Here is a 26,456-nt window from a genome sequence, read left to right as displayed (position 1 = left end):
GGGAGTTATCCAGCATGCGTTTTTCCCCCCGCCTCAGGGCAGTCACGGCGGCCGCCGGTCTGTTGCTCGTCACCAGTGCGCTCTCCAACCCGGTCATGGCCGAGGGCACGCTCACGGTCTCTTCACCGCAGGACCCCGGCTCCTGGGACCCGGTCGATACCTTCCTGGTGAACTGGGCTTCGGTGGCGACCAATATCTATGATGGCCTGACCTATCGTGGACCTGATATGGAGCTGGTACCCGGGCTGGCCACGGAATGGGAGACGCTGGATGATGGCACCCGTATCCGCTTCCATCTGCGTGAGGGTGTGACTTTCCATAACGGTGAGCCGTTCAATGCCACCGCCGTAAAATTTACCTTCGACCGCCTTCTGGGTGAAGAGGGAGCCAGGGGACCACAGCAGTCGAACTACACCTCGATCGACAGTGTCGAGGTGATCGATGACAGGACGGTGGATTTTCACCTCAACAAGCCCGATCCGGTGCTGCTGACCAAGCTCGCCGGCTACGGCGCCATGATCGTGCCGCCGGTATATATCAAGGAGCACGGAGAGGAGTATTTCAATACTCATCCTGTCGGCACCGGGCCGTTTGAATTCGTCTCCTACGAGCCGAAGGTGGGTATCAGCCTGAAGGCCTACGACGATTTCTGGGGCGATGGGCCGACATTATCGAACCTCGACTACCGCTTCATCTCCGAGCCCTCGACCGCGGTGGCTGAACTACAGTCGGGCGGCGTCGATCTGGTCATCCCGCCGACCATTCCGATCTCGATGATTCCGACGATAGAGGATGATCCCAACCTCAGCATCGTGACGACTCCCGGTCCGACCGTTTATGCGCTGCGTTTCAACACCAAAAGCGGCATCACCCGCAGCGAAAAGGTCCGTCGTGCTCTGATCATGGCGGTGGACCGCCAGTCTATTGTCGACCAGATCCTCGGCGGCCAGGCACAGGTGATTGCTTCCTTCCAGGGCGAACGCAGCTTCGGTTTCGATCCGAATATGGAACCGCTGCCCTACGATCCCGATCAGGCCAGGCAACTGCTGCAGGAGGCCGGTGTCGAGCCCGGCGCCAGGGTCGAGATCGACATCCGTGGCAACGACGCGACCTTTGCCGAGGTCACTCAGGCGGTCGCGGCCTATCTGGGCCAGGTCGGCGTGATAGCGACCATCAAGCCGGTAGAGACCAATACCCTGCTCAATGATGTCATCCCGCAGGGCAAGACCGGCGAGATGTTCCAGCAGAGCTGGGGCGGCTGGACCTTTGACTTCGACAATACCGCCTACGCGATGTACCACAGCGGTCAGAAGTGGAATCCCTATGACAGTGACCCGAAAATGGACGAACTGCTGGAGCAGCAGCGTTCGCTGACGGACCGTAACAGGCGCGAGCAGCTTCTTCAGCAGATCGCGCATTACGCTGCCGATCGGGCACTGGAGATGCCGCTCTATAGTCTCAACGCTATCTACGGCATCAACAATCGGGTTGAGGGATTTGTCCCTGCTCCTGACAGCCGACTTCGCCTGAACCGGGTTTCGGTGCAGTAAAACCGCGCCGCCTGGCCCGCCTACCCGATCGGTGCGGGCCAGGCCCGGGACAGGGAGATGAAACGTGATCGCATTTATTATGAAACGGGTGATTCAGGCGATTTTCGTCGTCATCGCGGTGAGTCTTGTCGTTGCAGTGGCGATCCGCCTGACCGGCGATCCGGCCCTGATGATCGCTCAGGGCGCCACCAACATCACCGAGGCAGATCTCGAGCGCATTCGTGAGGGACTTGGGCTCAATCAGCCCTTCATTGTGCAATACCTGCAGTCACTGGCGGGTCTGCTGACCTGGCAGTTTGGCAACAGCTTCGTTGGCGGCACTTCGGTTACGCTGCTGATCAACAAGGCGTTGCCGGCGACACTGGCGCTGGCTTTTGCTTCACTCTTCGTGTCAATCGCGATCTCGATTCCGCTGGGCATCCGTGCGGCCGTTTCGCGTGGCAGATGGAGCGATCAACTGATTCGCATCTGTTCGCTGGTAGGGTTGAGCTTTCCCAATTTCTGGCTGGCGACAATGCTGGTGTTGCTGTTCTCGATCACCCTGAAGTGGTTGCCGCCTTCCGGCATGAATGGCATGCAGAGCTTTATCATGCCGGCGTTGACGATGGGCATCATTCTGACCGCGACCAATGTGAGGCTGGTAAGAACCACGATGCTCGAGACCCTTAATGCCCAGTACATCATGGTCGCCCGTGCCAAGGGACTGAGTGAGCGCAAGGTGCTCTATAAGCATGCGCTACGCAATTGCGCCATTCCGCTGATCACCTATTTTGGGCTCCAGTTCGGTACGCTTCTGGGCGGCATCGTGGTAATAGAACGAGTGTTCAACTGGCCCGGTATGGGAACGCTGGCCTTCGATGCCGTTGCGGCGCGCGACTATCCCGTACTGCAGGCGGTTATAATGATCCTGTCACTGATGATCGTTGCCATCAATCTGCTGGTCGACATCGCCTACGGGCTGGTTGATCCCCGTATCCGGACGAAGTGAACATGGCCGCGACAATCTCCCTGCATCTGCGCAATCTCAAGTCGCTTGAATTTATCCTGGGGGCGGTGCTTCTGGGTGTGATCGTCTTCTGTGTGCTGTTCTCTCAATGGCTGTTTACCCCGCCCGGCGCTATCGACCTCGGTGCGCGGCTATTACCACCGTTTCAGGATGTGGCCCACCTGTTCGGGACCGACGCCCTGGGGCGCGATGTGCTCAGTCGAGTGGCCGCAGGCGGCTGGGTTTCACTGAAGGTGGGATTTCTGTCGGTTATGGGTTCCGTTGTCATCGGTGTCGTCATGGGGCTTATTTCGGGCTACTACCGTGGCGTCTGGGACGTCATCGTGATGCGCTTTGCCGACATCCAGCTGGCACTGCCGTTTATCCTGCTTGCCATCACCTTTGTCGCCATCCTGGGCGGGTCACTCACCAATACCATTATTCTGTTAATCATCAGTCAGTGGGTACAATATGCCCGTCTGGTGCGTGGTTCTGTGCTGACGCTGCGCGAGCGGGAATTTATCCTGTCTGCGCGTGCCATCGGAGTGAAAGACATGGCCCTTATTCTTCACCATTTTCTGCCCAATCTTCTGGGCCCGGTGATTGTGCTGATGACGCTCAACGTGGCCAATAACATTCTATTGGAAAGTTCTCTTACCTTCCTAGGCCTCGGTGTCGACCCTACCATTCCTTCCTGGGGTGGGATGCTGGCCGAGGGGCGTACCTACCTGCAGACCGCCTGGTGGATCTCGGTCTTCCCGGGGCTTGCCATCCTGCTCACGGTACTGGGGCTCAACCTGCTGGGCGATTGGCTGCGCGATACGCTCGACCCGACCGGAAGAACCAGCCGTTGATTCTGATCGAGAAGACATATCCTGGCACATTCGATGCGCTATTCGACCAGGCGGAGGGCGACAGGATAGAGACCTGGACCTTCGATGACGGTGCCACTCGCGCTCGAGCCGAGACCGAATTTGCCGAAAAGGGTATCGTGGCACGCTGCCGCTCGGCCTATAAACCTTTGGTTTCCGCCTTTCTGGAAGATATCGAGACTGACGGGCTCGTTTCAGCTTCTGTCATCTACCCCCGGCATCCTGCCGCAACCGAGGCTCGTTTCCTGCTGGAGAGCTATCCTCTGGCAGCGCTTTATCCGCAGGTTGACTTCACTTTCGCTCCCGGTTTGCCGAGCGATGAAATACCCGGCTACAAGCTGGTGCTGAGCTATAAAAATGGCGAGTGCCGCACCCGCTATGTGCTTGCCCCCAATCGACTGCATGAGGATTTTGCCGGCGAGCGCGCGCTTTCACCCTGTGGCTGGCTCATTACTGGTGGAAACGCATACCCGCTGTCAACGGCTTACGAGACAATCTTTTTCGACGCGATGACGGCTATCCGTGATGCCGATTGGGGCGACAGCGAGCCCTTTTTCGAAGAGCTCAATATCGCTGTTACGCTACCCACGGCAGACGAGCCACTGGCATATGGTGACGAAGTAATGTCGCTGCGCGAGGCGCTACACGAGGAGTTTTATTTCTCTTGCCTGGAGGTTTTCCAGCAGCGTTCCGGTCGCCCGCGCGGCGATCGTCATCTGCAGCCCGGTCAGATTGTTCCGGAGATATGCTATGGCGATGCTTATACTGTAAAGGTCGAAACCCGACCCTATGATGGCAGCTCCTTTTCCGATTACATGCAGCCGTCTTGTATGCTTGAGTGCCCGCTTTCCCGGCGCCAGATCGATGAGGAGCTGGCGACGCTCGGAGGTGTCCGTTTTGAGGCATTTTCAGTGGCCGGACGCAGGCTGGAAGGAGGTTACGTCGCCGGAACCGATCGGCCGATGATCATTTCTGCCGGACAACATGCGAACGAAACCTCTTCTCCCGCAGGCACACTACGGGCAGCACAACAGCTTGCGCAAAACCAGGGCGCGCATTTCACTCTCTGCCCACTGGAGAACCCTGATGGTTATGCCCTGCATCAGCGGTTGATCGTCGACAATCCTCGCCATATGCATCATGCCGCGCGCTATACCGCCCTGGGAGATGATCTGGAATATCGTGAGGGGGTTGCCCTGCACGAAAAGATGATCCGGCTGGAGGCCGAGCGACTGGCGCCCGATGCTTTATTGCATCTCAACCTGCATGGCTACCCGGCGCATGAATGGACCCGCCCATTGTCGGGTTATATCCCCCGTGGCTTCGAGATGTGGACCATTCCGAAGGGCTTCTTTCTCATGCTGCGTTACGCGCCGGGTTGGGCTGCTGCTGGCCGTGCGCTATTGGAAGCTGTGACCCTGAGGCTTGGTCGAGTGCCCGGCCTGCACGCTTTCAATGAGGCGCAGATCGCTGTCTTTGATATTCATGCCGGGGCCATTGGTTTTGAAATGATTAATGGATTTCCGTGCTGGCTCTGCGAGGATGACCGCCATCGGGTTGCGATGACGCTGATTACCGAATACCCGGATGAAACGATCTACGGAAACGCTTTCCGCGCCGGCGTTGCAGCGCAGGAAGCGACGGTGCTTGCTGCCTATGAGGCGCTTCAGACGCTGGATTTGTCCGTCAACGGCGCTATGAAATAATTGCCCATGAGCCGTTTAATCCTCGACATCACTGGCCAGCCACTCTTCCACGCCTGAAGGCCTCGACTCACACCGGCTCGCTCTGCTGTGCAAGCGTTACATCCAGCACCCGCGCGGCAGCGCCCCGGGCGGCCATGAAGCGGCTGTCACTCAGCACCTCGGGGACGACCAGCGGCGCATCGGGCAGCAGCCGGCGCTGGCTCTCCGCGAAGGCCTTGAGTGCCGGCGACAGCAGCGTCTCTCCCAGGGTGGTCAGTTCGCCGCCGATAACAATCTCGGCGGGGTTGAGGCTGTGGTGCAGATTGTGCAGCAGTACGCCCAGTGCCCGGCCGGCGCGCGCCAGCACCGGGGCCGTCTCGCGCGTCGGCAGGCGCGCCACGGCGGCGGCGAGATCGTCGTCGGCACTCAGGCCAAAGCGCTCGCGCAGCATCCAGCCGCTCACCAGGGTTTCGGCGCAGCCGCGATTGCCGCAGCGGCACAGGGCGCCATCCGGAGCGAGCAGGGTGTGGCCGACCTCGCCGGCCAGGCCGTGAACGCCGCTGATAATGCGCGCTGCGCCGCTGTTCTCCACCAGCCCGCTACCGATGCCGATGTCGGCATTCAGATAGAGCAGCGAGGGCACCCGGCGGTGGGCGAACCAGACTTCGCCGAAGGCTGCCAGTGAGGACTCATTGTCCATCAGGCGCAGACCGAAGTCGTCGGGCAGGTGGGCGTCGAGCAGGTCGAGAAAACGCACCCGGCGCCAGCCGAGGTTGGGTGCCAGCCCCAGCAGCGGCTCATCGGGCATGACCGGTCCGGGTAGCGCCACGCCCATGCCCAGTAACCGCCTTCCGGTGCCACAGGCGGCGCGCAGCGCGATCAGCTCCCGCGCCAGCAGGCGTGCGGCCTCCCCCGGCGCGGCACCGTTATGGCCGAGACAGCGCTGCGCCAGTGGGCGCCCGGTAAGCGTGCAGGCCATCAGCCGCAGCTCGTCGACGCCGACTTCCACCCCCAGCAGCAGATGGTGCTGTTCACCCGGATGCAGCGCCCGGCCGGGGCGGCCGCTGCCGTTGCGGTGCAGCTCGCCCTCGGTCAGCCAGCCGCCGCCCAGCAGCGCCTGGACGGCATTACCCACCGTCATCTTGGTCAGCCCCGAGCGCTGTGCCAGCTCGGCACGGGTCAGGCCCGGCGTATGCCGCACAAGGTCGAGGAGCGCACGCCGATTGCGCTGTTTGAGCGAACCCAGATCGCCGCTGAAGCGCGGTGGATGGAGCACGGCCATGAGGATGTTTCCGGGCAGCAGGGTAGATGCGTTGACCGCGGCGTTGGCAGCGCGTCGCGGCGTCGTGGGTGTCTCATCATCGGAGGTTGTGCCGCGTCGGGCAAGATGCGCTGCGACCATGGTCTGAGGGGTCGACCTATGTCCAATGGCGAGCAGTAGTGGTGCGGGGTGAAACTGCTATGGTAAAGAGTCCTGACTAACCATTCTGCCAATGGAACAGAAAATGACAGCTCCCGTCTATCCCGACCTCGCCGGTCGCCGGGTGGTCATCACCGGTGGCGGCTCCGGCATTGGTGAAGGCATCGTGCGCGCCTTTGCCGCCCAGGGGGCCCGGGTGCACTTTCTCGATATCATCGACGAGGCGCAGACGCTCGCCGACGAGCTGGGCGAGGAGGTGCACTTTCACCACTGCGATCTCACCGACGCCGAGGCGCTGGAGGCGACGCTTGCCGACATCGGTGCGGTGGATGTGCTGGTCAATAACGCCGCCAACGACGACCGCCACCGCCTCGAGGAGGTCACCCCCGAATACTGGGACGACCGCATGGCGGTCAATCTGCGCCATCAGGCGCTGGCCGCGCGTGCGGTGGCCCCGGCCATGCGCCAGCGCGGCAGCGGCGCGATCGTCAACATGGGCTCGATCAGCTGGCATTTGGGCCAGCCCGGCATGGTGCTCTACGAGACCGCCAAGGCGGCCATCGAGGGCCTCACCCGGGCGCTGGCGAGCGAGCTGGGCGAGGACGGCATTCGCGTCAACTGCGTGATTCCCGGCAACGTCAAGACGCCGCGCCAGTCGCGCTGGTACGGTCCGGAGGACGAGGCGCAGATCGTCGCCGAGCAGAAACTCAAGGTGCGCATTCACCCCCACCATGTCGCCGCCATGGTGCTCTTTCTGGCGTCGGATGCCGCCGGTGCCTGTACCGCTCACAACTACTGGGTCGACGCCGGCTGGCTGTAGCCGCGTGGCCGCCATTCACTGCTCCGGAGAGCACCAATATGCAGTCGCAAACTTCCAGTGCGGACGACGATAGCCACAAACGACAACTCTATGTGCTGATGATCTGCTGTGTCGCCGCGCTCGGCGGCTTTCTGTTCGGTTTCGACAGCGGTGTCATCAATGGCACCGTCGACGGTCTGCAGTCCGCCTTTAATTCCGACAGCGCGGGGACCGGGTTCAACGTCGCCTCGATGCTGCTGGGCTGTGCCGCCGGCGCCTTCTTCGCCGGTCGGCTGGCGGACCGCTTCGGACGGCGCGCGCTGCTGATCGTTGCGGCGCTGTTTTTCATCGTCAGCGCCTGGGGCTCCGGAGTGGCCACCGGCTCGTTTGAGTTTGTCATCTACCGCATTATCGGCGGCCTTGCCGTGGGTGCTGCCAGCGTGATGACGCCGGCCTATATCAGTGAAGTGGCGCCGTCGGCGATTCGCGGCCGGCTGGCGACCATCCAGCAGATCGCCATCATCGGCGGTCTCTTCATGGCCTTTGTCAGCAACTACATCCTCGCCCGGGTGGCGGGCGCCTCCACCGCCGAGTTCTGGTGGGGCTTCGAAACCTGGCGCTGGATGTTCTGGATGGAGCTGATTCCGGCCACCATCTTCTTCATTGCGCTGCTGTTTATTCCCGAGAGCCCGCGCTATCTGATCAGCGGCAGTCGCGGCAGGCAGGCACTTTCCGTGCTGCGTACCCTGATGGGCGAGCGCGAGGCAGAGCAGAAGGCGCAGGAGATTCGCGCCTCGCTCAACCAGGAGGAGAAACCGCGCCTCTCCGATCTGATCAGCCAGAAGACCGGCCGTCTGCATCGCATCGTCTGGGTCGGCATCGGCCTGGCGGTCTTCCAGCAGCTGGTCGGCATCAACGTGGTCTTCTACTACGGCGCGGTGTTGTGGCAGTCGGTGGGCTTCAACGAAAGCGACTCGCTGTTGATCAACGTGATCAGCGGCGCGGTCAGTATCGCTGCCTGCCTGGTGACGATTGCGATCATCGACAAGGTGGGCCGCAAGCCGATTCTGTGGGTAGGCTCGGTGGGCATGACCGTGACCCTGGCGATCGTCGCCTGGGCGTTCTCCACCGCCGGGCGGGTCGACGGCTCGCTGGTGCTGGGCGACGGCATGGGCGTCGTGGCGCTGCTGGCGGCCAACGCCTATGTGATGTTCTTCAACGCCTCCTGGGGGCCGGTAATGTGGGTCATGCTGGGCGAGATGTTCCCCAACCAGCTGCGTGGCTCGGGGCTGGCGGTAGCCGGGCTGTGCCAGTGGCTGGCCAACTTCGGCATCACCATGACCTTCCCGATCATGCTGGCCGGTATCGGTCTCGCCGGCGCCTACGGCATCTATGCCTTCTTCGCGCTGCTGTCGGTGTTCTTCGTACTGAAAATGGTCAGGGAAACCCGCGGTCGAGAGCTCGAGGAGATGTCGTCGGACTGAGCGGCCACGCTTTTTGCGCAACCCCCTGCACCGCCCGCAGCGCCGCTGCGGGCGGTTTTTGTCGTCTACGACGATAGTTTGCGCAACCTTTACTGTAACTTTAGTCGCGCCAGCGGCAGCCAGCGCCGCCGCAAAAAATGAGTATCCGAGCGGCTTCGCGATTTTTATATATCGGAATCGATATCGAAATGTACGGTTTAAGGTATTACTCGAAAGCAACTCTTCGGCCGTATTTTGACGTACGGCGTAATGCGTGAGCTCGCGGTGTTCCCGGCCGCGCAACGCCTGAACTATCAGAACAAGCGCTGAACTTCGCCGAGGAGTACGCCATGAGATTATTTCGCCGAGACCCCCATTCACCGTCCGGTCGCCGCCGGGTCCTGTTACTGGGCGCTCTGGCCGCTGCCGCTCTGACGCTGGCGCCGTTGGGCAGCGTTTGGGCGTCGGATCAGAACGTCAAGATGGGCTTTATCGTCAAAAAGCCCGAGCAGGCCTGGTTCATCAATGAGCAGCGTGCTGCCACCGAGATGGGCGAGCAGATGGGGTTCACCGTGGTACGGCTGGCCGGCGAGGATGGTCAGCAGGTTCTCAGTGCCATCGATAACCTTCACTCCCAGGGCGCTCAGGGTTTCATTATCTGCCCGCCGGACGTGCGTCTCGGTCCGGCCATTCTCAATCGTGCCAAACAGTACGGCATGAAGGTGCTGACGGTTGACGACCAGTTTGTCGGCGCTGATGGCAAGCCGATGACCGAGGTGCCGCACCTGGGCATGTCCGGTTACAAGATCGGCCGCCAGGTGGGCGATGCGATTGCCGCCGAGATGCAGGCGCGTGGCTGGAATCCGGAAGACGTGGCGGCGCTGCGCATCTCCAACAACGAGCTGCCGACCGCCCGCGAGCGCACTGACGGTGCCACCGATGCACTGCTCGAAAACGGTTTCGATCCCGATCATATCTTCGATGCGCCACAGCAGAATACCGATACCAGCAGCGCCTTCGCCGCCGCCTCGCCGGTGTTTGCCAAGCATGGCAATTTCAAGCACTGGGTGATCTACGCCCTCAACGAGGAGAGCGTGCTGGGCGGCGTGCGGGCCAGCGAGCAGTATGGCCTCTCCGCCGACCAGGTGATCGGGGTGGGCATTAATGGCTCGGGCGCCGCCTTTGCCGAGTTCTCTCGTCAGCAGCCCACCGGCTTCTACGGCACTATCGCGGTGAGCTCCACCATGCACGGTCGCCAGACCGCCGAGAACCTTTATAACTGGATCACCAAGGGCGAGAAGCCGCCGGCCAATACCGAGACCAGCGGTACCCTGATGACTCGCGACAACTGGCAGCAGGTGCGTCAGGACCTCGGCCTGTAATCGATTTGCGGCCGAGCCGTCGGGGTTCGGCCGCTGGGTGTTCAGCGGAGTCATTTCATGACCAGTCCCTATCTTGTCGTCGAGGGTGTGACCGTCGAGTTTCCCGGCGTGCGCGCCCTCGATAACGTCAGCTTCAGTGCTCGCGCCGGCGGGGTACACGCTCTGATGGGTGAAAACGGCGCCGGCAAGTCGACCCTGCTCAAGGTGCTCAGCGGCGTGAACCGGGTCAGCGCCGGGGCGCTGCATATCGACGGCGAGCGCTGCGTGTTCGCCAACGCCCGTGAAGCGCTCGCCAGGGGGATCGCCATCATCTATCAGGAGCTGACTTTGTCGCCCAACCTGTCGGTGGCGGAAAACCTGCTGCTGGGGCAGCTGCCCGAACGCCATGGTTTCGTCGACCGCCGGCGTCTGCGCGAGAAGGCGTTGGCGGTACTGGAGGACCTGGGCGAGGGCAGTATCAATCCCGCCACCAAAGTGCGCGAGCTGTCGATCGGCCAGCAGCAGATGATCGAGATTGGCCGCGCGCTGTTGCGCAACGCGCGCATTATCGCCTTCGACGAACCCACCAGTTCGCTGTCGGTGCAGGAGACGCGCCAGCTCAAGCGCATTGTCGCGCGCTTGCGCGATGAGGGGCGAGTGGTGCTCTACGTAACGCACCGTATGGAAGAGGTCTTCGAAATGTGCGACGCGGTCACGGTGTTCCGCGACGGCAAGCACATCAGTACCCATGAGAGCCTCGAGGATGTCACCCACGACACGCTGGTCAGCGAGATGGTGGGGCGCGATATCGAGGATATCTACGGCTATCGCACGCGCGAGCAGGGCAACGTCCTGATGCGACTGGAGGGCATTAACGGACCGGGCGTCAGCGCGCCGGTCAGCTTCGAGGTGCGTCGCGGCGAGGTGCTGGGCCTTTTTGGCCTGGTGGGTGCCGGGCGCAGCGAACTGATGCGCATGGTGTGTGGTGTCGAAACGCCGCGCGAAGGCCAGCTGCATTTCGACGGCAGGGCGTGCCGTTTTGCCACTCCCGGCCAGGCGATTCGCGCCGGCATTGCCATGTGCCCGGAGGATCGCAAGTCGCAGGGCATCTTTCCGGTCGCCAGCGTCGCCGACAATCTCAACATCAGCTGTCGGCGCTTTTTCAAGCGCTTTGGCTGGCTGCGCGACCCGAAGCGCGAAAGTGCCAATGCGCGCCACTACATCGACAAGCTGAGCATTCGCACGCCGGGGCCGCGCACCCGTATCGGCACGCTCTCCGGCGGTAACCAGCAAAAAGTGATTCTGTCCCGCTGGCTGGCGGAGAAGATCGAGCTGTTCGTGATGGACGAGCCGACCCGTGGCATTGATGTGGGCGCCCGCCGTGAAATCTATGCGCTGCTTTACGACCTTGCCGAGCGCGGCAAGGGGGTCGTGGTGATCTCCAGCGACCTGGCCGAGGTGAGTGCGATCTGCGACCGCATCGGCGTAATGCGCGACGGCGAACTGGTCGATATCGTGCCGCGCGACGAGGCGACCCCCGAACGGCTGCTGGGATTGGCGCTGCCGGCCTGATGCCGGCGCAGTAACCATAACGCTTTGGCTTCACCCCACAGAGGGTAACGCTCGAGGAGAGCCACAATGACACAGGAAAAAACGGGGATGCTGCAGTCGCCTGAAGGGCGGCGCGGGCTGCCCAAACCGATACGCGCGCTGCTCGATACGTCGGGTCTGATCGCCGTCTTCATTCTGCTGTTTATCGGTCTGTCGGTGCTGGTGCCCGATTTTTTCACCGGCCGCAATATTGTCGGCCTGCTGCTGTCGGTAACGCTGATCGGCACCATCGCCACCACCATGATGATGGTACTGGCACTCGGCGAGGTGGACCTGTCGGTGGCCTCGATTGTCGCCTTCGCCGGCGTCGTGGCGGCGGTCGTCACCTCGACCTCCGGCAGTGTGCTGGTCGGCGTGTTGGTCGGGGTGGCTGCCGGTGGCGCGGTAGGGGCCTTCAACGGCTTCGTGGTGGCGCGTTTCGGGGTCAACTCACTGATCGCCACCCTGGCGGCGATGGAATTCGTGCGCGGGCTGGCCTATATCACCTCCGGCGGCGACGCGGTGATGATCACCGTGCCGGGCTTTTTCGATCTCGGCACTCTCTCCTTTCTGGGCCTGACCCTGCCGGTCTGGACCATGATCGCGTGCTTCGTGATCTTCGGTGTGATGCTCAACTTCACCGCCTTCGGGCGCAACGTGCTGGCCACCGGTGGCAACGCCGAGGCGGCGAGTCTGGCCGGGGTCAACGTGCGCCGGCTGCGCATCACGGTGTTTGCCCTGCAGGGCATCGTGGCGGGTGTCGCCGGCGTGCTGCTGACCTCGCGCATGGGGCTTGGCGACCCCAACACCTCGCAGGGGCTGGAGCTGGCGGTCATCTCCGCCTGCGTACTGGGCGGGGTGTCGCTCTCCGGCGGCGTGGCCTCGATCACCGGGGTGCTGGTGGGGGTGTTGATCATGGGCTGTGTACAGAACGCCATGGGACTGCTCAACGTGCCCACCTTCTATCAGTACCTGGTGCGCGGCGCCATCCTGCTGCTGGCGGTAATGTTCGACCGCTGGAAGCAGAGCCGGCGCAGCCGTGCCTGAGAACAAAGGTGAGCGGGTGCCGGCGCTCTACCAACGGGCCGATACTGCCTCATTCCAGCCCCGCCAACAGCGCCCGGCAGTCGGGCAGTTGCCAGTCGGTCAGTTCGCCGAAGTCGTTTTCCGGGGCGTTGACCAGTAGCGTGCGCGTACCGGCAGCGCGGCCGCAGGCCATGTCCATGCGGCTGTCGCCCACCATTACCAGCTGCTCGGCGTCCACTTGCCAGTGGTCGATGAAAAACTCGAGCCCGCCCGGGTCGGGCTTGGGGGTGGCCTCGTCGCGGCCCAGCACGCAGTGGCGCTGGAAGCAGCCTGCCAGCCCAATCGCCTCCAGAGTGATATACGCCAGTGCGCGGTCGTTGCGGGTCAGAATACCCAGCCGGTCGCCGCGTTCGCAGAGGCGGCGAACCAGCTCGACGGCGCCATTCGCTGCCGTGGAGCGCAGCGCCAGCTCGCGTTCATGCTCAAAAAGCCAGATTCGGCCGGCCTCGCGCTGCTGCGCTGGCAGGGCATCGAGATGATCGAGAATATCAACGCCTTCCGGCACTTCAAGATGGCGCCGAATGGCGGCGAAATCGTGAATGCCGACGGTCAGGGTGCCGTCCATGTCGAACACCCAGTGGCGGTGGTGGTTAAATCCTGGCATACGGATAAATGCAGATTTCTGGTGTGAAGCTTACATGAACTGGCAATAATGAATGGTCGTCAGCCTTCAGATAAAGCGAGGCATATTTCGGCAGGATCCCTGCAAGAACTGAGCTTTTCATCGGACCTCGAGATTCATGATCACATCAGCAGCGCTGTTGGCTGCTGTGCCTGAACATCTCTACAACTTTCTGTTGCGCGACGCCTATATGGTAGTCGATAGCGGCTTCACAGGCAGCTGGCTCTCGCGTTCGCAGGGCTTCGATAATAGGCTGATGAGTGCTGGCGACGCGCATTGGGTCGTCATAGAGTTGCCCGATAAGAAGGATGCAAAAGCGCATCTCATGGCAGAGTTGATCAAACACTTTGACCAAACGAGAGTTGCCGCCGAAAACACAAAGCATGCGATGAAAAACGACATCCTCTTCGATCTGCTGCACGGCGGTGCCTCGATCAGCCGCAACATAGATCGTATCCAGCTGTTTTCTGAGATCTTCTTCCATTTCCGCGGTTAATTTACCGACCAGCAACTGGATAGCATGCCGCTCCAGACATAAACGTAGATCGTATACTTCGTTGAGCTCTTCGGCACTGAAAGTGCGTACGAAGAAGCCACGCCGAGGTTGAGATACCAGCATGCCACGGCTCTCCAGAAGCCTTGCGGCCTCTCGCACCGGGGCCCTGCTGACGCCGAATTCTCTGGCTAACTGCGCTTCAGCCAGATGAGAGCCGGATTGAAACCTTCCCTTGAGTAACGCCTCAGTGAGTTGGTCGGCAATCTGGTTCACCAGGTCGCGTTGCTGGAGCGCGTGAAACGGCTGATGGGGTTTGGTCATAAAATTTTGCATCCTTCAGTGTCGACTGTCGACAGTTTTTGGTCGAGCTGCTAGATTGCTTTTCTACCCGTCGTAAGAGCGGTGCGAATCTGCCCACAATGACAATGCACAGGAGAGCGACGATGGATGCAACTCCCAATGCCGCAAATCGATCTACAGCGACGTCGGTGCGCCGCGATCTTGCAGCTGCCTATCGTCTGATCGCTCATTTTGGCCTCGACGACAGTATCTACACCCATATCTCGGCGCGTGCCGGAACGGGCCACGACCGCTTTTTGATCAATCCCTACGGCTACCGCTTCGAGGAGGTCACGGCAGATAACCTGGTGACCGTCGATCTGAACGGCGAGCTCATCGACGATCCGCTGGATACGGGGATCAACAAGGCGGGGTTCACCATTCACAGCGCCGTGCATGCCGCCCGCCCCGATCTGGCCTGCGTGCTGCATACCCATTCGGTGGCCGGGGTGGCGGTCTCCTGCCAGCAGGAGGGCATCCTGCCGCTCAATCAGTGGGCGTTGCAGTTCCACGGCCGGGTTGCCTACCACGACTACGAGGGCATCGCCCTCGACCATGGCGAGCGTGAACGTCTGGTGGCGGATCTCGGCGAATACTCGATCATGGTGCTGCGTAACCACGGCATGCTGGTTTGTGGGCGCACCATCGGCGAGGCGTTTCGGCGCATGTTCAATCTGGAGCGCACCTGTCGTGCGCAACTGGCGCTGCAGTCCAGTGGCGCGACCTCATGTCTGCCGTCGGAGCCGATTTGCGAACACACCGCACAGCAGTACGAGCGCTGGGATAGCGAGCACGATGTCGCCGGCCGTGACCGTGAGTGGGAGGCCTGGCGACGGCTGGCCGGACGCTTGCCGACGGCTGCGGTGAACTGAAAATCAATACCCTTCACAATCTCAATAAAAGGACAGGGTCATGAAAAATCCAATCGCAAGCCTGGGCCTTGGCGGTCTGCTGCTGACGCTTTTGTCGCTTTCTCCGGGCGCCTCTGGATCATCGGCGTCGTCGGACGGTGACGGGGCGCAACCGCACAGTGGCGGAGAGGTCAATATCGCTATTCAGCCGGAGCCGCCCAGCCTGATGCTGCCGCTGGTGCAGAATAATCCGGTGCAGCTGATCGGGGGCAATATCTTCGAGAGTCTGTTGCGCTACAGCACCGATCTGGAGCCGATGCCGCAGTTGGCGAAATCGTGGGAGATCGGCGATGACGGCCTCACCTACACCTTCCACCTGTACGACAACGTGGTGTGGCACGACGGCGAGCCCTTCAGTGCCGAGGACGTGGTCTTTTCGGTGGGGTTCATGACCGAAGTCGAGCCCCAGGCGCGGGAGACCATGTCCCACGTCGAGCGCATCGAGACACCTGATGCCAACACCGTGGTGTTCCACCTCAAACAGCCCTATCCGGCTTTTATCATGGCCTTCGAGGTAGGGTCGATGCCGATGGTGCCGAAGCATATCTATGAAGGTACCGATTATCACAACAACCCGGCCAACGCTCATCCGATTGGCACCGGCCCCTTCGAATTTGAACGCTGGGATCGCGGCTCAGTGATCGTGCTGAGTAAAAACGAGGATTACTACCAGGAGGGGCTGCCCTATCTCGATACCCTCTATTGGCATGTAATTCCCGATGCTGCCTCCCGCGCCGCCGCCTACGAGAACGGCACCCTCGACGTGCTGCCCGCCGGCTCGGTGGAGAATTTCGATCTTGAGCGCCTCGCCGACCTGCCCGGCAGTTGTATCACCAACCAGGGCAGCGAGATGTTCAATCCCTTCGCCATGCTGTGGCTCAACAATCGTGAAGGACCGATGTCGGATGTGCGCTTTCGCAAGGCGGTGATGTACGCCCTCGATCGTCAGTTTGCCAACGACGTGCTGTGGAACGGGCTGGGCCGGATACCGGCAGGCCCCTTCAGCAGCAAACTACCGGAGCACGACGACTCGATCGAGGCCTATCCCCACGATCCCGAGCAGGCGCGTGCGCTGCTCGATGAGATGGGTTACAACGGCGAGCAGATACGGCTGCTGCCGCTGCCCTATGGGGAAACCTGGGCGCGCTGGTCCGAGGCGGTGCGCCAGAACCTCGAGGATGCAGGCATCAACGTCACCACCGAGGCCACCGATGTGGCGGGCTGGAACCAGGCGATCAGCCAGTGGGACTACGATATCGCCTTCACCTACCTCTATCAGTACAGCGACCCTTCGATCGGCATCTCGCGTACCTACAACTCCGACAACATCGCCAGGGGCTCGCCGTGGAACAACGTCGAGGGTTATCGCAATGAGCGCGTCGACGAACTGTTCGCCGCTGCCGCCGTCGAGGCCGATCCCGAGGCGCGTCAGCAGTTGTATAGCGAGGTGCAGCAGATCCTGCATGAGGAGGTGCCGCTGGCGTGGTTGCTGGAGATGCCGCAGCCGGTGATTCACGGTTGTGACGTGCACAACCTGATCACCACCGGGATCGGCATCAGCGACGGCTTCAAGAACGCCTGGATCGAAAGCGGCGATTAACGACCCACCTGCTGCCCGCTTCCACTGGTGCGGGTGGCTCGATAGTCGTGGCCCGCCGGACGCCGCGGCGCTCGCCAGCCGAGCGCCTGCGGTTGAGCCGTCGTGACGCGGCGAGGAGCAATCATGCTGTATCTGTCCCTGATCGCGGGTCGGCTCGGCAAGGCGGTGCTCGTGCTGCTGGCGATCCTTGTTTTCAACTTCTTTCTGATTCATGCCGCCCCCGGTGATCCGGCACTGGTGATGGCCGGGGAGGCGGGATCCACCGATGCAGAATTCATTGCCGATCTGCGCGAGCGTTTCGGTCTCGACCAGCCGCTACCAGTGCAGCTATGGCATTACATCAGCGGTGTGCTGACACTCGACTTCGGCTATTCCTATCGTCAGCAGATGCCGGTGCTCGATCTGATTCTCGATCGCCTGCCGGCGACTCTTTTGCTGACCGGCGCCGCTTTCATTATCTCGCTGAGCCTGGGGGTGTTGGCCGGCGCACTGGCGGCGATGCGAGCCGGAAAGCCCTCGGGTTCCCTGATCATGGGGCTGGCGCTGTTGTTCTACGCCACGCCGCTCTACTGGGTGGCGATGATGTCGGTACTGCTGTTCTCGGTATGGCTCGAGTGGCTGCCGGCCTACGGCTTCAGCACAGTGGGCGCGAACTATACCGGCCTGGCTCATGTCGGCGACGTGGCGCTGCATCTGATTCTGCCGGCACTCACTCTGGGGCTGTTTTTCATGGCGATCTACACCCGCATGACACGTACCTCGATGCTCAGCGTGGCGCAGCAGGATTTCGTCAGAACCGCTCGCGCCAAGGGGGTGGCGCCCGGCGTGATTCAGCGCCGCCATATTCTACGCAACGCGCTGCTGCCGATCATCACCCTCGCCGGGCTGCAGGCGGGGCAGATGGTGGGCGGGGCGGTACTCACCGAAACCGTGTTTGCCTGGCCGGGCATTGGCCGCCTGATGTATGACGCCCTGATGCAGCGCGATTATAACCTGCTGCTGGGGGTTTTCTTCTTCTCGGCGTTGCTGGTGATCGTTTTCAACATGATCACTGATGTCATCTATCGTCTCGCCGATCCGCGCATCAGGGGGGCTGCATGAGCTTTTGGCATCGTTTTGCGCGTAACAGGGGCGCATTGCTGGGGGTATTCATCCTGACCTTTTTCATTCTACTGGCGCTGCTGGCACCCTTTCTCTACCCCGATTCGCCGTGGCGTATGGTGCAGCGCCCCTTTCTTGCTCCTGGCGAAGTCGAGGGCTTTCCGCTGGGTACCGATGCCATGGGGCGCGACGTCGCCGCGGGGCTGGCTCACGGCGCCTGGGTATCGCTGCTGGTGGGGCTGATCTCGACACTGGCGGCGATGCTTATCGGCGTCCCGCTGGGAGCGCTGGCCGGTTATTTCGGCGGTCGTGTCGACGATGTCCTGATGCGTTTCACCGAGTTCTTTCAGACCATTCCCAACTTCGCGCTGGCGATCGTGCTGGTGGCGATTCTGCAGCCCAGTATCACCACCATCATACTGGCGATCGCGATCGTCAGCTGGCCGCCGGTGGCGCGCCTGGTACGCGGCGAGTTCCTGTCGCTGAAGCAGCGGGAGTACGTCGAGGCGGCGCGGCTGGTGGGTCAGGGGCATGTTGCCATTATCGTCCGTCAGATTCTGCCCAATGCGCTGTCGCCGGTGATCGTGCTCGCTTCGCTGATGATCGCCACCGCCATCCTGCTGGAGTCGGCGCTCTCCTTTATGGGGCTGGGCGACCCCGACCTGATGTCCTGGGGTTATATGATCGGCGCGGCGCGCACCGTGATGCGTCAGGCCTGGTGGCTTTCGGTGATTCCCGGGGTGGCGATTCTGCTCACCGTGCTGGCCCTCAACCTGGTAGGCGATGGTCTGGACGATGCGCTCAACCCACAACTGGCACGCCAGCGCTGAGGAGACGACGATGAGCGAGACACTGCTGCATATCGAACGTCTGGCGCTGTCGTTGCCCGAAGGGGGCGAGCGTCTCTATGCGGTCGAAAATATCGACTACCATCTCGACAGCGGCGAAATTCTCTGCGTGGTGGGCGAATCCGGTTCGGGCAAATCGATGACCGCCAACGCCATCATGCGGCTGCTGCCCAGGGGGGTGAACGTCGCCCAGGGGCGTGCGCTGTTCGCCGGGCGCGATCTGCTGCGGATGAGTGAGGAGGAGCATCGCGCCCTGCGCGGACGGCATATCGGCATGATCTTCCAGGAGCCGATGACCGCGCTTAATCCTCTGCTGCGCATCGGCGACCAGCTCGCCGAGGTGTTCGAGGCCCACGGCCTGCTGAGTACCGGCGAGCGCCGCCAGCGGTCACTGGCACTGCTCGAGGAGGTGCGCCTGCCGGATCCTGCAGCGGCGCTGCGCGCCTATCCCTTCGAGCTTTCCGGCGGCCAGCGTCAGCGAGTGATGATCGCCATGGCGCTGGCACTCGAACCGCAACTGCTGGTGGCCGATGAGCCCACCACCGCGCTGGATGTCACCACCCAGGCGCAGATTCTTGGTCTGATCCGCGATCTACAGAAGCGGCGTGGCATGGCGGTGATGTTGATTACTCACGATTTCGGCGTGGTCGCCGAAGTGGCCGACCGGGTCTGCGTGATGCGCGAGGGCCGGATTGTCGAGATGGGCACTGCCGCGGAGGTGCTCGATAATCCCCGCGACGCTTATACCCGAGCGCTGATCGAGGCGATTCCCGGCGATGCCGTAGCGCCCCCTCGAGAGGTGGCGGACAGTGTGCCGCTGCTGAGCGTCACAGGACTCGACAAGGTCTACCGCACTGGCGGTGGCTGGTTCAAGGAGAAGCGCGAGGTGGTCGCCCTGGAGGGTATCGCGTTCAGTCTGGGGCGCGGCGAGACCATCGGCGTAGTGGGTGAGTCGGGCTCCGGAAAATCGACCCTGGGACGCTGCCTGGTGGGTCTCAACCGGCCCGACAGCGGTGAGATTCGCCTTGACGATGTTGACCTGCGTGCCCTCGCCGGTCGCGAACTGCGCGAACACCGCCGCCGTATCCAGATGATCTTTCAGGACCCCTACGCCTCGCTCAACCCGCGCACCCGGGTGGGCATGGCGATCGCTCAGGGGCCGATCGCCAATGGCGTGCCCAGAGCACAGGCTCTGGCGCGGGCGCGTGAGCTGTTGGCGACCGTGGGGCTGGAGGGCAGCGCTGCCGAGCGCTTTCCGCATGAGTTCTCCGGCGGTCAGCGTCAGCGTATCGGTATTGCCCGCGCGCTGGCGCTGGACCCTGAGCTGATCATCGCTGACGAAGCGGTCTCGGCACTGGATGTGTCGATTCAGGCACAGATACTGGCGCTGCTCGATCGGCTCAAGAAGGAGCTGTCGCTGTCACTGCTGTTCATCACCCACGACCTGCGGGTGGCGGCGCAGATCTGTGATCGGCTGATCGTAATGCAGAAAGGTCAGATCGTGGAGCAGGGCAGCGCCGAGCAGGTTTTCAACTCTCCGCAGCACGCCTATACACGGGAACTGCTGGCGGCCATTCCCGGCCGTCGCAGGCCAGCGGCGACACCTGTTGTCGAGGAGGATCAGCCCTGAATGGACCACATGAACAGCGTCACCAAAGACAATCTCCATGACGCCACAGGATCTGCCCGGATGCCTTCACGGCAGGGGGTATTGCTGGGTAGTCGCGACATCATGACCCCCTATATCGAGGCCTTCGAGCAGATCGCGCCGCATCTTCGGCTGGCGTTTCCCGAGCAGATTGCCGATCCCGAGGCGGTCAGCTTCGCGCTGGCCTGGGACCCTGACGACGAGGCTTTTCGACGCTTTACGCAACTGCGCCTGATTTCCTCCATTGCGGCGGGCGTCAACGGCATTCTGGCCAGCCGCAGCCTACCGCAGGAGGTGCCGTTGATGCGTATCGCCGGAGAGTCCCAGGCGCTGATGATGGCCGGCTTCGTGAGTTGGCATGTGCTGTGGCACCATCGCCGCTTCGGCGACTATCTGGCCCGGCAGCGCGCTGCCTGCTGGCAGCGGCAGGCCAAACGCGCCCCCGATGACATCCGCATCGGCCTGCTGGGCGTTGGCACCATGGGTACGGCGGTGGCGCGGGCGCTGCTGGCGTTGGGCTATAAGGTCGAGTGCCATTCGCGCAGCGGTCGCTCACCGCTGGCGGACATGCAGTGCTGGCAGGGGGGCGCAGGGCTGGCCGCGCTGGCGGAGCGCAGCGAGATTCTGATCAACCTGCTACCGCTGACCGCCGAAACGCACAACCTGCTCGATGCGGCGCTGTTCGACCGCATGCCCCGTGGCGCGGCACTGATTCACGTCGGGCGCGGCGAGCAGCTGGTCGAGGCAGACCTGCTCGCCGCTCTCGACAGCGGTCAGCTCTCGGGCGCCTCGCTGGATGTCTTCGCCGTCGAGCCGCTGCCGCGCGAGCACCCCTTCTGGCGCCACGATCGCATTGTCGTCACGCCTCACGACGCCTGCGATTCGACCCCCTCCCAGGTGGCGCGCGAGGTCGCGACCGCGCTGCGGCGTCTCGACGCAGGGCAGCTGCCGGCGACGCTGGTGGATCGCCAGGCAGGCTACTGAGGCGCCGGGCGTTCGAGAGTGACATTCACCCGGCCCACTCCCAACAGTCGACAAGGACGCATCATGAAAACCTTCTTCCACGATGAACAGCGTCGTCACCATCCCGAGATCTACTTCTCGCGTGGCAAAATGCGCACGCCGCTGGAGGTACCGGAGCGCACCGATCATCTGCTGGCTGCCGCCCGCGCCTGCGGCCTGCAGATCGAAACCCCGCAGGACTACGGCATGGCACCGCTGGGTGCGGTGCACAGCCAGCCCTATCTGCGTTTTCTGCACAGTGCCCACCGGCGCTGGCATGAACTGGACGGCGACTGGGGTGAAGAGGTGATGTCGAACATCTTCGTGCGCGAGCCCAATGCGCTGCGCGGCATTCTCGCCGAGGCGGCGCGCTACCAGGCTGACGGCAGCTCGCCGATCGGCCGCCATACATGGGGCGCAGCCTGGTGGTCGGCGCAGAGCGCGGTGGCCGGCGCCGAGGCGCTGTTGGGCGGCGAGCGTTTCGCCTGGGCGCTGTGCCGCCCGCCCGGGCACCACGCCCGCGCTGATGCCGCCGGTGGTTTCTGCTATCTCAACAATGCCGCGATCGCCGCGCATCATCTTTCGCGCCATTTCAAGCGTGTGGTGGTACTGGACACCGACGTGCACCATGGCCAGGGCATTCAGGAGATCTTCTACGACCGCAGCGACGTGCTCTACATCTCGACGCATGGTGATACCACCAACTTCTACCCCGGTGTCAGCGGCCACGTCGACGAGCGCGGCGAGGGAGAAGGTTACGGCTACAACCTCAACCTGCCGATGCCCCATGGCTCAGAGGAGTCGGTGTTCTTCGATCGCCTCGGCGAGGCGCTGGACGCCATCGAAGTGTTCGAGCCCGAGGCGGTGGTGCTGTCGCTGGGCTTCGATATCTTCGAGCATGACCCCCAGGCGCAGGTAGCGGTCACCACGCCCGGCTTTGCACGCCTTGGCGAGGCGGTGGCGGGTATTGGCCGGCCAACTCTGGTGGTGCAGGAGGGCGGCTATTACCTCGAAGGGCTGGAGGCCAATGCGGTGAGTTTCTTCGAAGGGCTGTTGCGCTGATCGGTGAGCGCGTTATTCCGCTCGATGCGTGCCGCAGCTCCCGCTTTCACGGCGGGTACAGCGCTGGCGCCCGGTGAGCCAGCCGCGCCCCACCCTCGAGCGGCGAGTGTTGGATAGGTTTTTGTGATTCAAAACCACGAATAAAGATATTTTAATTAATAAATGGCCTCTCTCAGGATGGGCATAACGCGCCATGAGAAGAGAGCTTCTGATCTTCTGCATCCCGCCATGTCGGGCATGGACGAGGTATGTTTATCGGAAGGATGCAGCCATGACAGTCGAACAAACCGATACGCTGGTGGTCGGTGCAGGCCAGGCCGGTGTCGCAATGAGCGAGCACCTGGGGCGCCTGGGCGTTCCCCATCTGGTGGTGGAACGTGAGCGCATTGCCGAGCGCTGGCGTACGCAACGCTGGGATTCACTGGTCACCAACGGGCCTGTCTGGCACGACCGCTTTCCGGGGCTCGAGTTCGCAGAGGTTGATCCTGACGGTTTCGCGAGCAGAGCGCAGGTCGCGGCCTATTTCGAACGCTATGTTGCGCAGCTCAACGCTCCCGTGCGTACCGGCGTAGAGGTGCAGCGGGTACAGCGCAATCGCGGCCGCCCGGGTTTCACCATTACCACCTCGAGCGGAGTGATCGAGGCCAACCGTGTGGTGGCGGCGACAGGCCCTTTTCAGTGCCCGGTGATCCCCCCCATCGCCCCCGACACGGCCTCACTTTACCAATTGCACACCGCCGATTATCGCAACCCCGAACAGCTTCCCGAGGGGAGCGTACTTGTCGTGGGAGCCGGATCGTCGGGTGTACAGGTGGCGGATGAGCTGAACCGTGCCGGCCGCCGGGTCTATCTCTCGGTAGGGCCGCATGACCGGCCACCGCGGGCTTATCGAGGTCGCGATTTTGTCTGGTGGTTGGGGGTGCTCGGAGAGTGGGATGCCGAGGTCGCGGCGCCCGGTCGGGAGCATGTCACCATCGCGGTCAGCGGTGCGCGCGGCGGTCGAACCGTCGATTTCCGCCTGCTGGCCGACGAGGGCATCACCCTGGTGGGACGCACTCGCGGCTTTGAAGATGACGTGGTGACGTTTGAGTCCGATCTTGGCGACAACCTGGCGCGCGGTGATGCCAACTATCTGGCGCTTCTTCAGGCCGCCGACGCCTACGTGGCGCGCAACGGACTCGAACTTCCCGAGGAGCCCGAGGCGCACCGCATCGCAAAGGATCCGGATTGTGTCAGGCAACCGCTCGAGGCGCTCGATCTTGCCGAGGCCGGTGTGAGCACGGTGATCTGGGCCACCGGATTCAGCGTCAATTTCGACTGGCTAAACGTCGACGCTTTCGATGAGCAGGGCAGGCCCCGACATCAGCGCGGTGTCTCCAGTGAGCCGGGCATCTATTTTCTCGGACTGCCCTGGCTGTCGCGTCGTGGCTCCAGTTTTATCTGGGGTGTGTGGCATGACGCCAAACATATTGCCGATCACATCGCGACACAGCGCAAATACCTCGACTACCACCGCGCGGCACTGCGCGCTGGAGGCGATGGAGGCGTGCCGGGTGAAGCGCGGATGGCAACCTGTACGACGAGCAAAAATAACAGGATGGAAGCGAAATAATGCCGACCCACACACGCATCCGCATGTTCAATACCCGGGATACCTATCCCGATCAGAGTCTCGACAATGATCTCTGCCAGGCGGTGCGAGCCGGTCATACGGTGTACGTGCGCGGTCAGGTGGGTACCGACTTCGAGGGCAATCTGGTGGGCCTCGGCGATCCGCGCGCTCAGACCGAACAGGCGATGAAAAACGTCAAACAGCTGCTCGAGGAGGCCGGCTCGGATCTCTCCCATATCGTCAAGACCACCACCTATATTACCGACCCGCGCTTTCGTGAGCCGGTCTATTGTGAAGTCGGCAAGTGGCTCAAGGGTGTCTTTCCCATCTCCACCGGGCTGGTAGTAGCGGGATTGGCGCAGCCGCAGTGGTTGATGGAGATCGATGTGATCGCCGTCATACCGCAAGAGGAGGACAAATCATGACCTTTTCGATCGCGGCACGCTGTGCACAAACCGGTGAAACAGGATGTGCCGTCAGCTCATCGAGCATCTGCGTGGCGGCGCGCTGCGCCTTCGCCGGTCCGGGTGGGGCGGTGCTGAGCCAGAACGTTACCAATCCGGCGCTGGGCGTGAAGGGGCTTGCGCTGATGGCGCAGGGGCTGACGCCGCAGGAGGCGCTGGAACGCCTGCTGACCGAGGAAAAGGCGCCCGACTATCGTCAGTTACTGCTGATCGACGGCGAGGGTCGCCACGCCATCTTTGACGGTGACCAGGCACTCGGTGTGGTAGGGCGCGCCACGGGCCTCGACTGCGTCGCCGCCGGCAATCTGCTGGCCGACCCGGGCGTACCACAGGCAATGGTGACGGTCTTCGAACGCAGCGAAGGGCCGCTGGCACAGCGCCTGATCGCTGCGCTGCAGGCGGGGCTGGCCGCCGGCGGCGAGGCGGGACCGGTCTATTCGGCGGGCCTGCAGGTCGCGCGTCCCGGGGTCAGCTGGCCGGTGGTCGACCTGCGGGTCGACTGGCACGACACGCCCATCGATGAACTGGCGGCGCTTTGGGAGCGCTACCGCCCGCAGCTCGAGGACTACGTCACTCGCGCGGACGACCCCGAGGTCGCACCGGGCTACGGGGTACCCGGGGATTCTCGATGACGGCGCCCGCGCCTGCCGGCACCCCCGACAGCGCTGAGCTGTTGGCCGAGCTGATCGCCTTCGATACCACCAGTCACCGCTCCAATCTGGCACTGATCGGTTTTATCGAAGCCTACCTGGCGGGGCAGGGTGTCAAGACGCAGCGTATCCCCGATGCCTCGGGCGAGAAGGCCAACCTGTTCGCTACCATCGGTCCGGCCGAGGCATCGGGCATCCTCCTTTCCGGGCACACCGACACCGTGCCGGTCGAGGGGCAGCCGTGGCAGCGGCCGCCCTATTGTCTCACCCGCGAGGGGGATCGCTTCTATGGACGCGGCACCGCCGACATGAAGGGCTTTCTGGCCTGCGTGCTGGCGGCGGTACCGCGTTTCGTCAACGCGCCACTGCAGCGCCCGATACATCTCGCCTTCTCTTGCGATGAAGAGGTGGGCTGCGTTGGGGTGCGCTCAATGATCGAGCGGCTGCCATCGCTGGCGCCCGCATCCCTGGCCTGTATCGTTGGTGAGCCCACCGGCATGCGTCCCGTGATGGGGCACAAGGGCAAGCTGGCGCGGCGCTGCCACATCAGGGGCGCCGCCTGTCATTCGGCCTACGCGCCGCAGGGCGTCAACGCCATTGAATACGCGGCGGCGCTGATCGGCCGTCTTGTCGCCGTGGCCGAACGCCTGCAGCAGCAGGACGAACAGGATGCCCGCTTCACGCCACCCTTCTCGACGCTTCAGGTCGGCACCATTCAGGGCGGCCGGGCGCTCAATATCGTGCCGGATGAGTGCTCTTTCGATTGGGAGATGCGGGCGCTGCCCGGGGTTGAGCCGCAAGTGATCGAGCACGAGCTCCGGGACTGGGCCGAGCGCGAGCTGCTGCCCCGCATGCAGGCGGTCGCGCCCGGGGCGCGGATAGACTTCGAACCGCTGGCCGAGTATCCGGGATTGGCTGCTGACGCAGAGGGTGCCGCGGCACGACTGTTGGCAGAGCTGACCGGGTGCTGTGCGTTCGACACGGTCGCCTTCGGCACCGAGGCTGGCCTCTATGCCGAAGCCGGTGTACCGACCCTGGTCTGCGGGCCCGGCTCGATGGCGCAGGGCCACAAGGCTGATGAGTATATCGAAGCAGAACAGCTCGAGGCGTGTGATGCCATGATGGCGCGGCTGGCGGCACGACTATCATCGTCGGCCACATGATCGAGTGTCTATTTATCCTGTTGCGCCGAGTGATTCGGCACGAGGCCTGGATAGGAAAATCCGAAGCAATGGCGTTGATAATGCTATTTTCTCTGATGCCGTTCAGCGGTTAGTTTGAGGAGAAATC

The 26,456-nt window shown here is 62.7% G+C and carries 23 protein-coding genes; 20 read left to right on the top strand and 3 right to left on the bottom strand.

The annotated features are described in order from the left end of the window. Window positions 1–14: 14 nt before the first annotated feature. The 4 genes from H146_RS0100225 to H146_RS0100210 all read left to right on the top strand — a co-directional run bounded on the left by H146_RS0100225 (window position 15) and on the right by H146_RS0100210 (window position 5,113). Window positions 15–1,550, top strand: coding sequence for an ABC transporter substrate-binding protein (locus H146_RS0100225; RefSeq protein WP_019949823.1), 1,536 nt, complete (start codon window positions 15–17; stop codon window positions 1,548–1,550). Between the two features lie 79 nt (window positions 1,551–1,629). After that, window positions 1,630–2,538 (top strand): ABC transporter permease, encoded by a 909-nt coding sequence (locus H146_RS0100220; RefSeq protein WP_033195317.1) that lies wholly within the window; start codon window positions 1,630–1,632, stop codon window positions 2,536–2,538. Between the two features lie 2 nt (window positions 2,539–2,540). Next, window positions 2,541–3,389, top strand: a complete 849-nt coding sequence (locus H146_RS0100215; RefSeq protein ID WP_019949821.1) for an ABC transporter permease — start codon at window positions 2,541–2,543, stop codon at window positions 3,387–3,389. Next, complete coding sequence (locus tag H146_RS0100210; RefSeq protein WP_019949820.1) at window positions 3,386–5,113, top strand: M14 family zinc carboxypeptidase; 1,728 nt, start codon at window positions 3,386–3,388, stop codon at window positions 5,111–5,113. The genes H146_RS0100215 and H146_RS0100210 overlap by 4 nt, the downstream gene beginning before the upstream one ends. A 67-nt stretch (window positions 5,114–5,180) precedes the next feature. Here the strand turns inward: H146_RS0100210 and H146_RS0100205 are convergent, their stop codons facing one another. Beyond that, window positions 5,181–6,374, bottom strand: coding sequence for an ROK family transcriptional regulator (locus tag H146_RS0100205; protein WP_019949819.1), 1,194 nt, complete (start codon window positions 6,372–6,374; stop codon window positions 5,181–5,183). 223 nt (window positions 6,375–6,597) lie between these two features. On the opposite strand from H146_RS0100205, the gene xylB reads away from it, so the two are divergent. From xylB to araH, 5 genes are all read left to right on the top strand, one after another. After that, the gene (xylB, locus tag H146_RS0100200) at window positions 6,598–7,332 is read left to right on the top strand and encodes a D-xylose 1-dehydrogenase (protein ID WP_019949818.1); all 735 of its coding nucleotides are present in this window, start codon (window positions 6,598–6,600) and stop codon (window positions 7,330–7,332) included. A gap of 38 nt (window positions 7,333–7,370) precedes the next feature. Continuing rightward, window positions 7,371–8,795, top strand: coding sequence for a sugar porter family MFS transporter (locus H146_RS0100195; RefSeq protein ID WP_019949817.1), 1,425 nt, complete (start codon window positions 7,371–7,373; stop codon window positions 8,793–8,795). A 329-nt stretch (window positions 8,796–9,124) separates the two neighbouring features. Beyond that, the gene (locus tag H146_RS0100190; protein ID WP_083920740.1) at window positions 9,125–10,156 is read left to right on the top strand and encodes an arabinose ABC transporter substrate-binding protein; all 1,032 of its coding nucleotides are present in this window, start codon (window positions 9,125–9,127) and stop codon (window positions 10,154–10,156) included. Between the two features lie 57 nt (window positions 10,157–10,213). After that, entirely contained in the window at window positions 10,214–11,707 is a 1,494-nt protein-coding gene (gene araG, locus H146_RS0100185) for an L-arabinose ABC transporter ATP-binding protein AraG (protein ID WP_019949815.1), read from the top strand. 66 nt (window positions 11,708–11,773) lie between these two features. Beyond that, window positions 11,774–12,772 (top strand): L-arabinose ABC transporter permease AraH, encoded by a 999-nt coding sequence (gene araH / locus H146_RS0100180; RefSeq protein ID WP_019949814.1) that lies wholly within the window; start codon window positions 11,774–11,776, stop codon window positions 12,770–12,772. A gap of 49 nt (window positions 12,773–12,821) precedes the next feature. Here araH and H146_RS0100175 read toward each other — a convergent pair whose 3' ends face one another. Both H146_RS0100175 and H146_RS0100170 read right to left on the bottom strand, forming a co-directional pair. Then, a complete protein-coding gene (locus tag H146_RS0100175) occupies window positions 12,822–13,415 on the bottom strand; it encodes an HAD family hydrolase (protein ID WP_033195305.1) in 594 nt (197 codons plus the stop codon). Window positions 13,416–13,560: 145 nt separating this feature from the next. Next, a complete protein-coding gene (locus H146_RS0100170) occupies window positions 13,561–14,250 on the bottom strand; it encodes a GntR family transcriptional regulator (protein WP_019949812.1) in 690 nt (229 codons plus the stop codon). A gap of 122 nt (window positions 14,251–14,372) precedes the next feature. Between H146_RS0100170 and H146_RS0100165 the strand changes: the two genes are divergently transcribed. From H146_RS0100165 to argE, 11 genes are all read left to right on the top strand, one after another. After that, entirely contained in the window at window positions 14,373–15,140 is a 768-nt protein-coding gene (locus H146_RS0100165) for a class II aldolase/adducin family protein (protein WP_019949811.1), read from the top strand. 40 nt (window positions 15,141–15,180) lie between these two features. Beyond that, window positions 15,181–16,779, top strand: coding sequence for an ABC transporter substrate-binding protein (locus H146_RS0100160; protein ID WP_019949810.1), 1,599 nt, complete (start codon window positions 15,181–15,183; stop codon window positions 16,777–16,779). Between the two features lie 123 nt (window positions 16,780–16,902). Continuing rightward, entirely contained in the window at window positions 16,903–17,880 is a 978-nt protein-coding gene (locus H146_RS0100155) for an ABC transporter permease (protein WP_019949809.1), read from the top strand. After that, window positions 17,877–18,710, top strand: a complete 834-nt coding sequence (locus tag H146_RS0100150) for an ABC transporter permease (RefSeq protein WP_019949808.1) — start codon at window positions 17,877–17,879, stop codon at window positions 18,708–18,710. Before H146_RS0100155 ends, H146_RS0100150 begins: the two co-directional genes overlap by 4 nt. 10 nt (window positions 18,711–18,720) lie before the next feature. Beyond that, the gene (locus H146_RS0100145; RefSeq protein WP_019949807.1) at window positions 18,721–20,358 is read left to right on the top strand and encodes an ABC transporter ATP-binding protein; all 1,638 of its coding nucleotides are present in this window, start codon (window positions 18,721–18,723) and stop codon (window positions 20,356–20,358) included. 60 nt (window positions 20,359–20,418) lie between these two features. Next, a complete protein-coding gene (locus H146_RS0100140; protein ID WP_019949806.1) occupies window positions 20,419–21,360 on the top strand; it encodes a 2-hydroxyacid dehydrogenase in 942 nt (313 codons plus the stop codon). A 63-nt stretch (window positions 21,361–21,423) separates the two neighbouring features. Continuing rightward, entirely contained in the window at window positions 21,424–22,440 is a 1,017-nt protein-coding gene (locus tag H146_RS0100135) for a histone deacetylase family protein (protein WP_019949805.1), read from the top strand. 271 nt (window positions 22,441–22,711) lie between these two features. Continuing rightward, window positions 22,712–24,052: a flavin-containing monooxygenase gene (locus H146_RS0100130; protein WP_019949804.1), complete on the top strand. Its 1,341-nt coding sequence runs from the start codon at window positions 22,712–22,714 to the stop codon at window positions 24,050–24,052. Next, on the top strand, window positions 24,052–24,477 hold the full coding sequence (locus H146_RS0100125; RefSeq protein ID WP_019949803.1) for a RidA family protein: 426 nt from the start codon (window positions 24,052–24,054) through the stop codon (window positions 24,475–24,477). The genes H146_RS0100130 and H146_RS0100125 overlap by 1 nt, the downstream gene beginning before the upstream one ends. Then, a complete protein-coding gene (locus tag H146_RS0100120) occupies window positions 24,474–25,148 on the top strand; it encodes a DUF1028 domain-containing protein (RefSeq protein WP_019949802.1) in 675 nt (224 codons plus the stop codon). Before H146_RS0100125 ends, H146_RS0100120 begins: the two co-directional genes overlap by 4 nt. Then, window positions 25,145–26,329 carry an acetylornithine deacetylase gene (argE, locus tag H146_RS0100115; protein WP_019949801.1) on the top strand — a complete coding sequence of 395 codons (1,185 nt, stop codon included), beginning with the start codon at window positions 25,145–25,147 and terminating at the stop codon, window positions 26,327–26,329. The genes H146_RS0100120 and argE overlap by 4 nt, the downstream gene beginning before the upstream one ends. Window positions 26,330–26,456 lie beyond the last annotated feature (127 nt).

It is taken from the genome of Kushneria aurantia DSM 21353 (assembly GCF_000382245.1).
GTDB lineage: Bacteria > Pseudomonadota > Gammaproteobacteria > Pseudomonadales > Halomonadaceae > Kushneria > Kushneria aurantia.
Note: the sequence above shows the minus strand (reverse complement) of the source record. Positions and strands in the feature narration are given on the sequence as shown.

Bases quoted from the DNA above. Each gene is read 5' to 3' on its own strand.
- H146_RS0100225 (WP_019949823.1), top strand. From the start codon at position 15: ATGCGTTTTTCCCCCCGCCTCAGGGCAGTCACGGCGGCCGCCGGTCTG.
- H146_RS0100220 (WP_033195317.1), top strand. From the start codon at position 1,630: ATGAAACGGGTGATTCAGGCGATTTTCGTCGTCATCGCGGTGAGTCTT.
- H146_RS0100215 (WP_019949821.1), top strand. From the start codon at position 2,541: ATGGCCGCGACAATCTCCCTGCATCTGCGCAATCTCAAGTCGCTTGAA.
- H146_RS0100205 (WP_019949819.1), bottom strand. From the start codon at position 6,374: ATGGCCGTGCTCCATCCACCGCGCTTCAGCGGCGATCTGGGTTCGCTC.
- xylB (WP_019949818.1), top strand. From the start codon at position 6,598: ATGACAGCTCCCGTCTATCCCGACCTCGCCGGTCGCCGGGTGGTCATC.
- H146_RS0100195 (WP_019949817.1), top strand. From the start codon at position 7,371: ATGCAGTCGCAAACTTCCAGTGCGGACGACGATAGCCACAAACGACAA.
- H146_RS0100190 (WP_083920740.1), top strand. From the start codon at position 9,125: ATGAGATTATTTCGCCGAGACCCCCATTCACCGTCCGGTCGCCGCCGG.
- araG (WP_019949815.1), top strand. From the start codon at position 10,214: ATGACCAGTCCCTATCTTGTCGTCGAGGGTGTGACCGTCGAGTTTCCC.
- araH (WP_019949814.1), top strand. From the start codon at position 11,774: ATGACACAGGAAAAAACGGGGATGCTGCAGTCGCCTGAAGGGCGGCGC.
- H146_RS0100175 (WP_033195305.1), bottom strand. From the start codon at position 13,415: ATGCCAGGATTTAACCACCACCGCCACTGGGTGTTCGACATGGACGGC.
- H146_RS0100170 (WP_019949812.1), bottom strand. From the start codon at position 14,250: ATGACCAAACCCCATCAGCCGTTTCACGCGCTCCAGCAACGCGACCTG.
- H146_RS0100165 (WP_019949811.1), top strand. From the start codon at position 14,373: ATGGATGCAACTCCCAATGCCGCAAATCGATCTACAGCGACGTCGGTG.
- H146_RS0100160 (WP_019949810.1), top strand. From the start codon at position 15,181: ATGAAAAATCCAATCGCAAGCCTGGGCCTTGGCGGTCTGCTGCTGACG.
- H146_RS0100155 (WP_019949809.1), top strand. From the start codon at position 16,903: ATGCTGTATCTGTCCCTGATCGCGGGTCGGCTCGGCAAGGCGGTGCTC.
- H146_RS0100150 (WP_019949808.1), top strand. From the start codon at position 17,877: ATGAGCTTTTGGCATCGTTTTGCGCGTAACAGGGGCGCATTGCTGGGG.
- H146_RS0100145 (WP_019949807.1), top strand. From the start codon at position 18,721: ATGAGCGAGACACTGCTGCATATCGAACGTCTGGCGCTGTCGTTGCCC.
- H146_RS0100140 (WP_019949806.1), top strand. From the start codon at position 20,419: ATGCCTTCACGGCAGGGGGTATTGCTGGGTAGTCGCGACATCATGACC.
- H146_RS0100135 (WP_019949805.1), top strand. From the start codon at position 21,424: ATGAAAACCTTCTTCCACGATGAACAGCGTCGTCACCATCCCGAGATC.
- H146_RS0100130 (WP_019949804.1), top strand. From the start codon at position 22,712: ATGACAGTCGAACAAACCGATACGCTGGTGGTCGGTGCAGGCCAGGCC.
- H146_RS0100125 (WP_019949803.1), top strand. From the start codon at position 24,052: ATGCCGACCCACACACGCATCCGCATGTTCAATACCCGGGATACCTAT.
- H146_RS0100120 (WP_019949802.1), top strand. From the start codon at position 24,474: ATGACCTTTTCGATCGCGGCACGCTGTGCACAAACCGGTGAAACAGGA.
- argE (WP_019949801.1), top strand. From the start codon at position 25,145: ATGACGGCGCCCGCGCCTGCCGGCACCCCCGACAGCGCTGAGCTGTTG.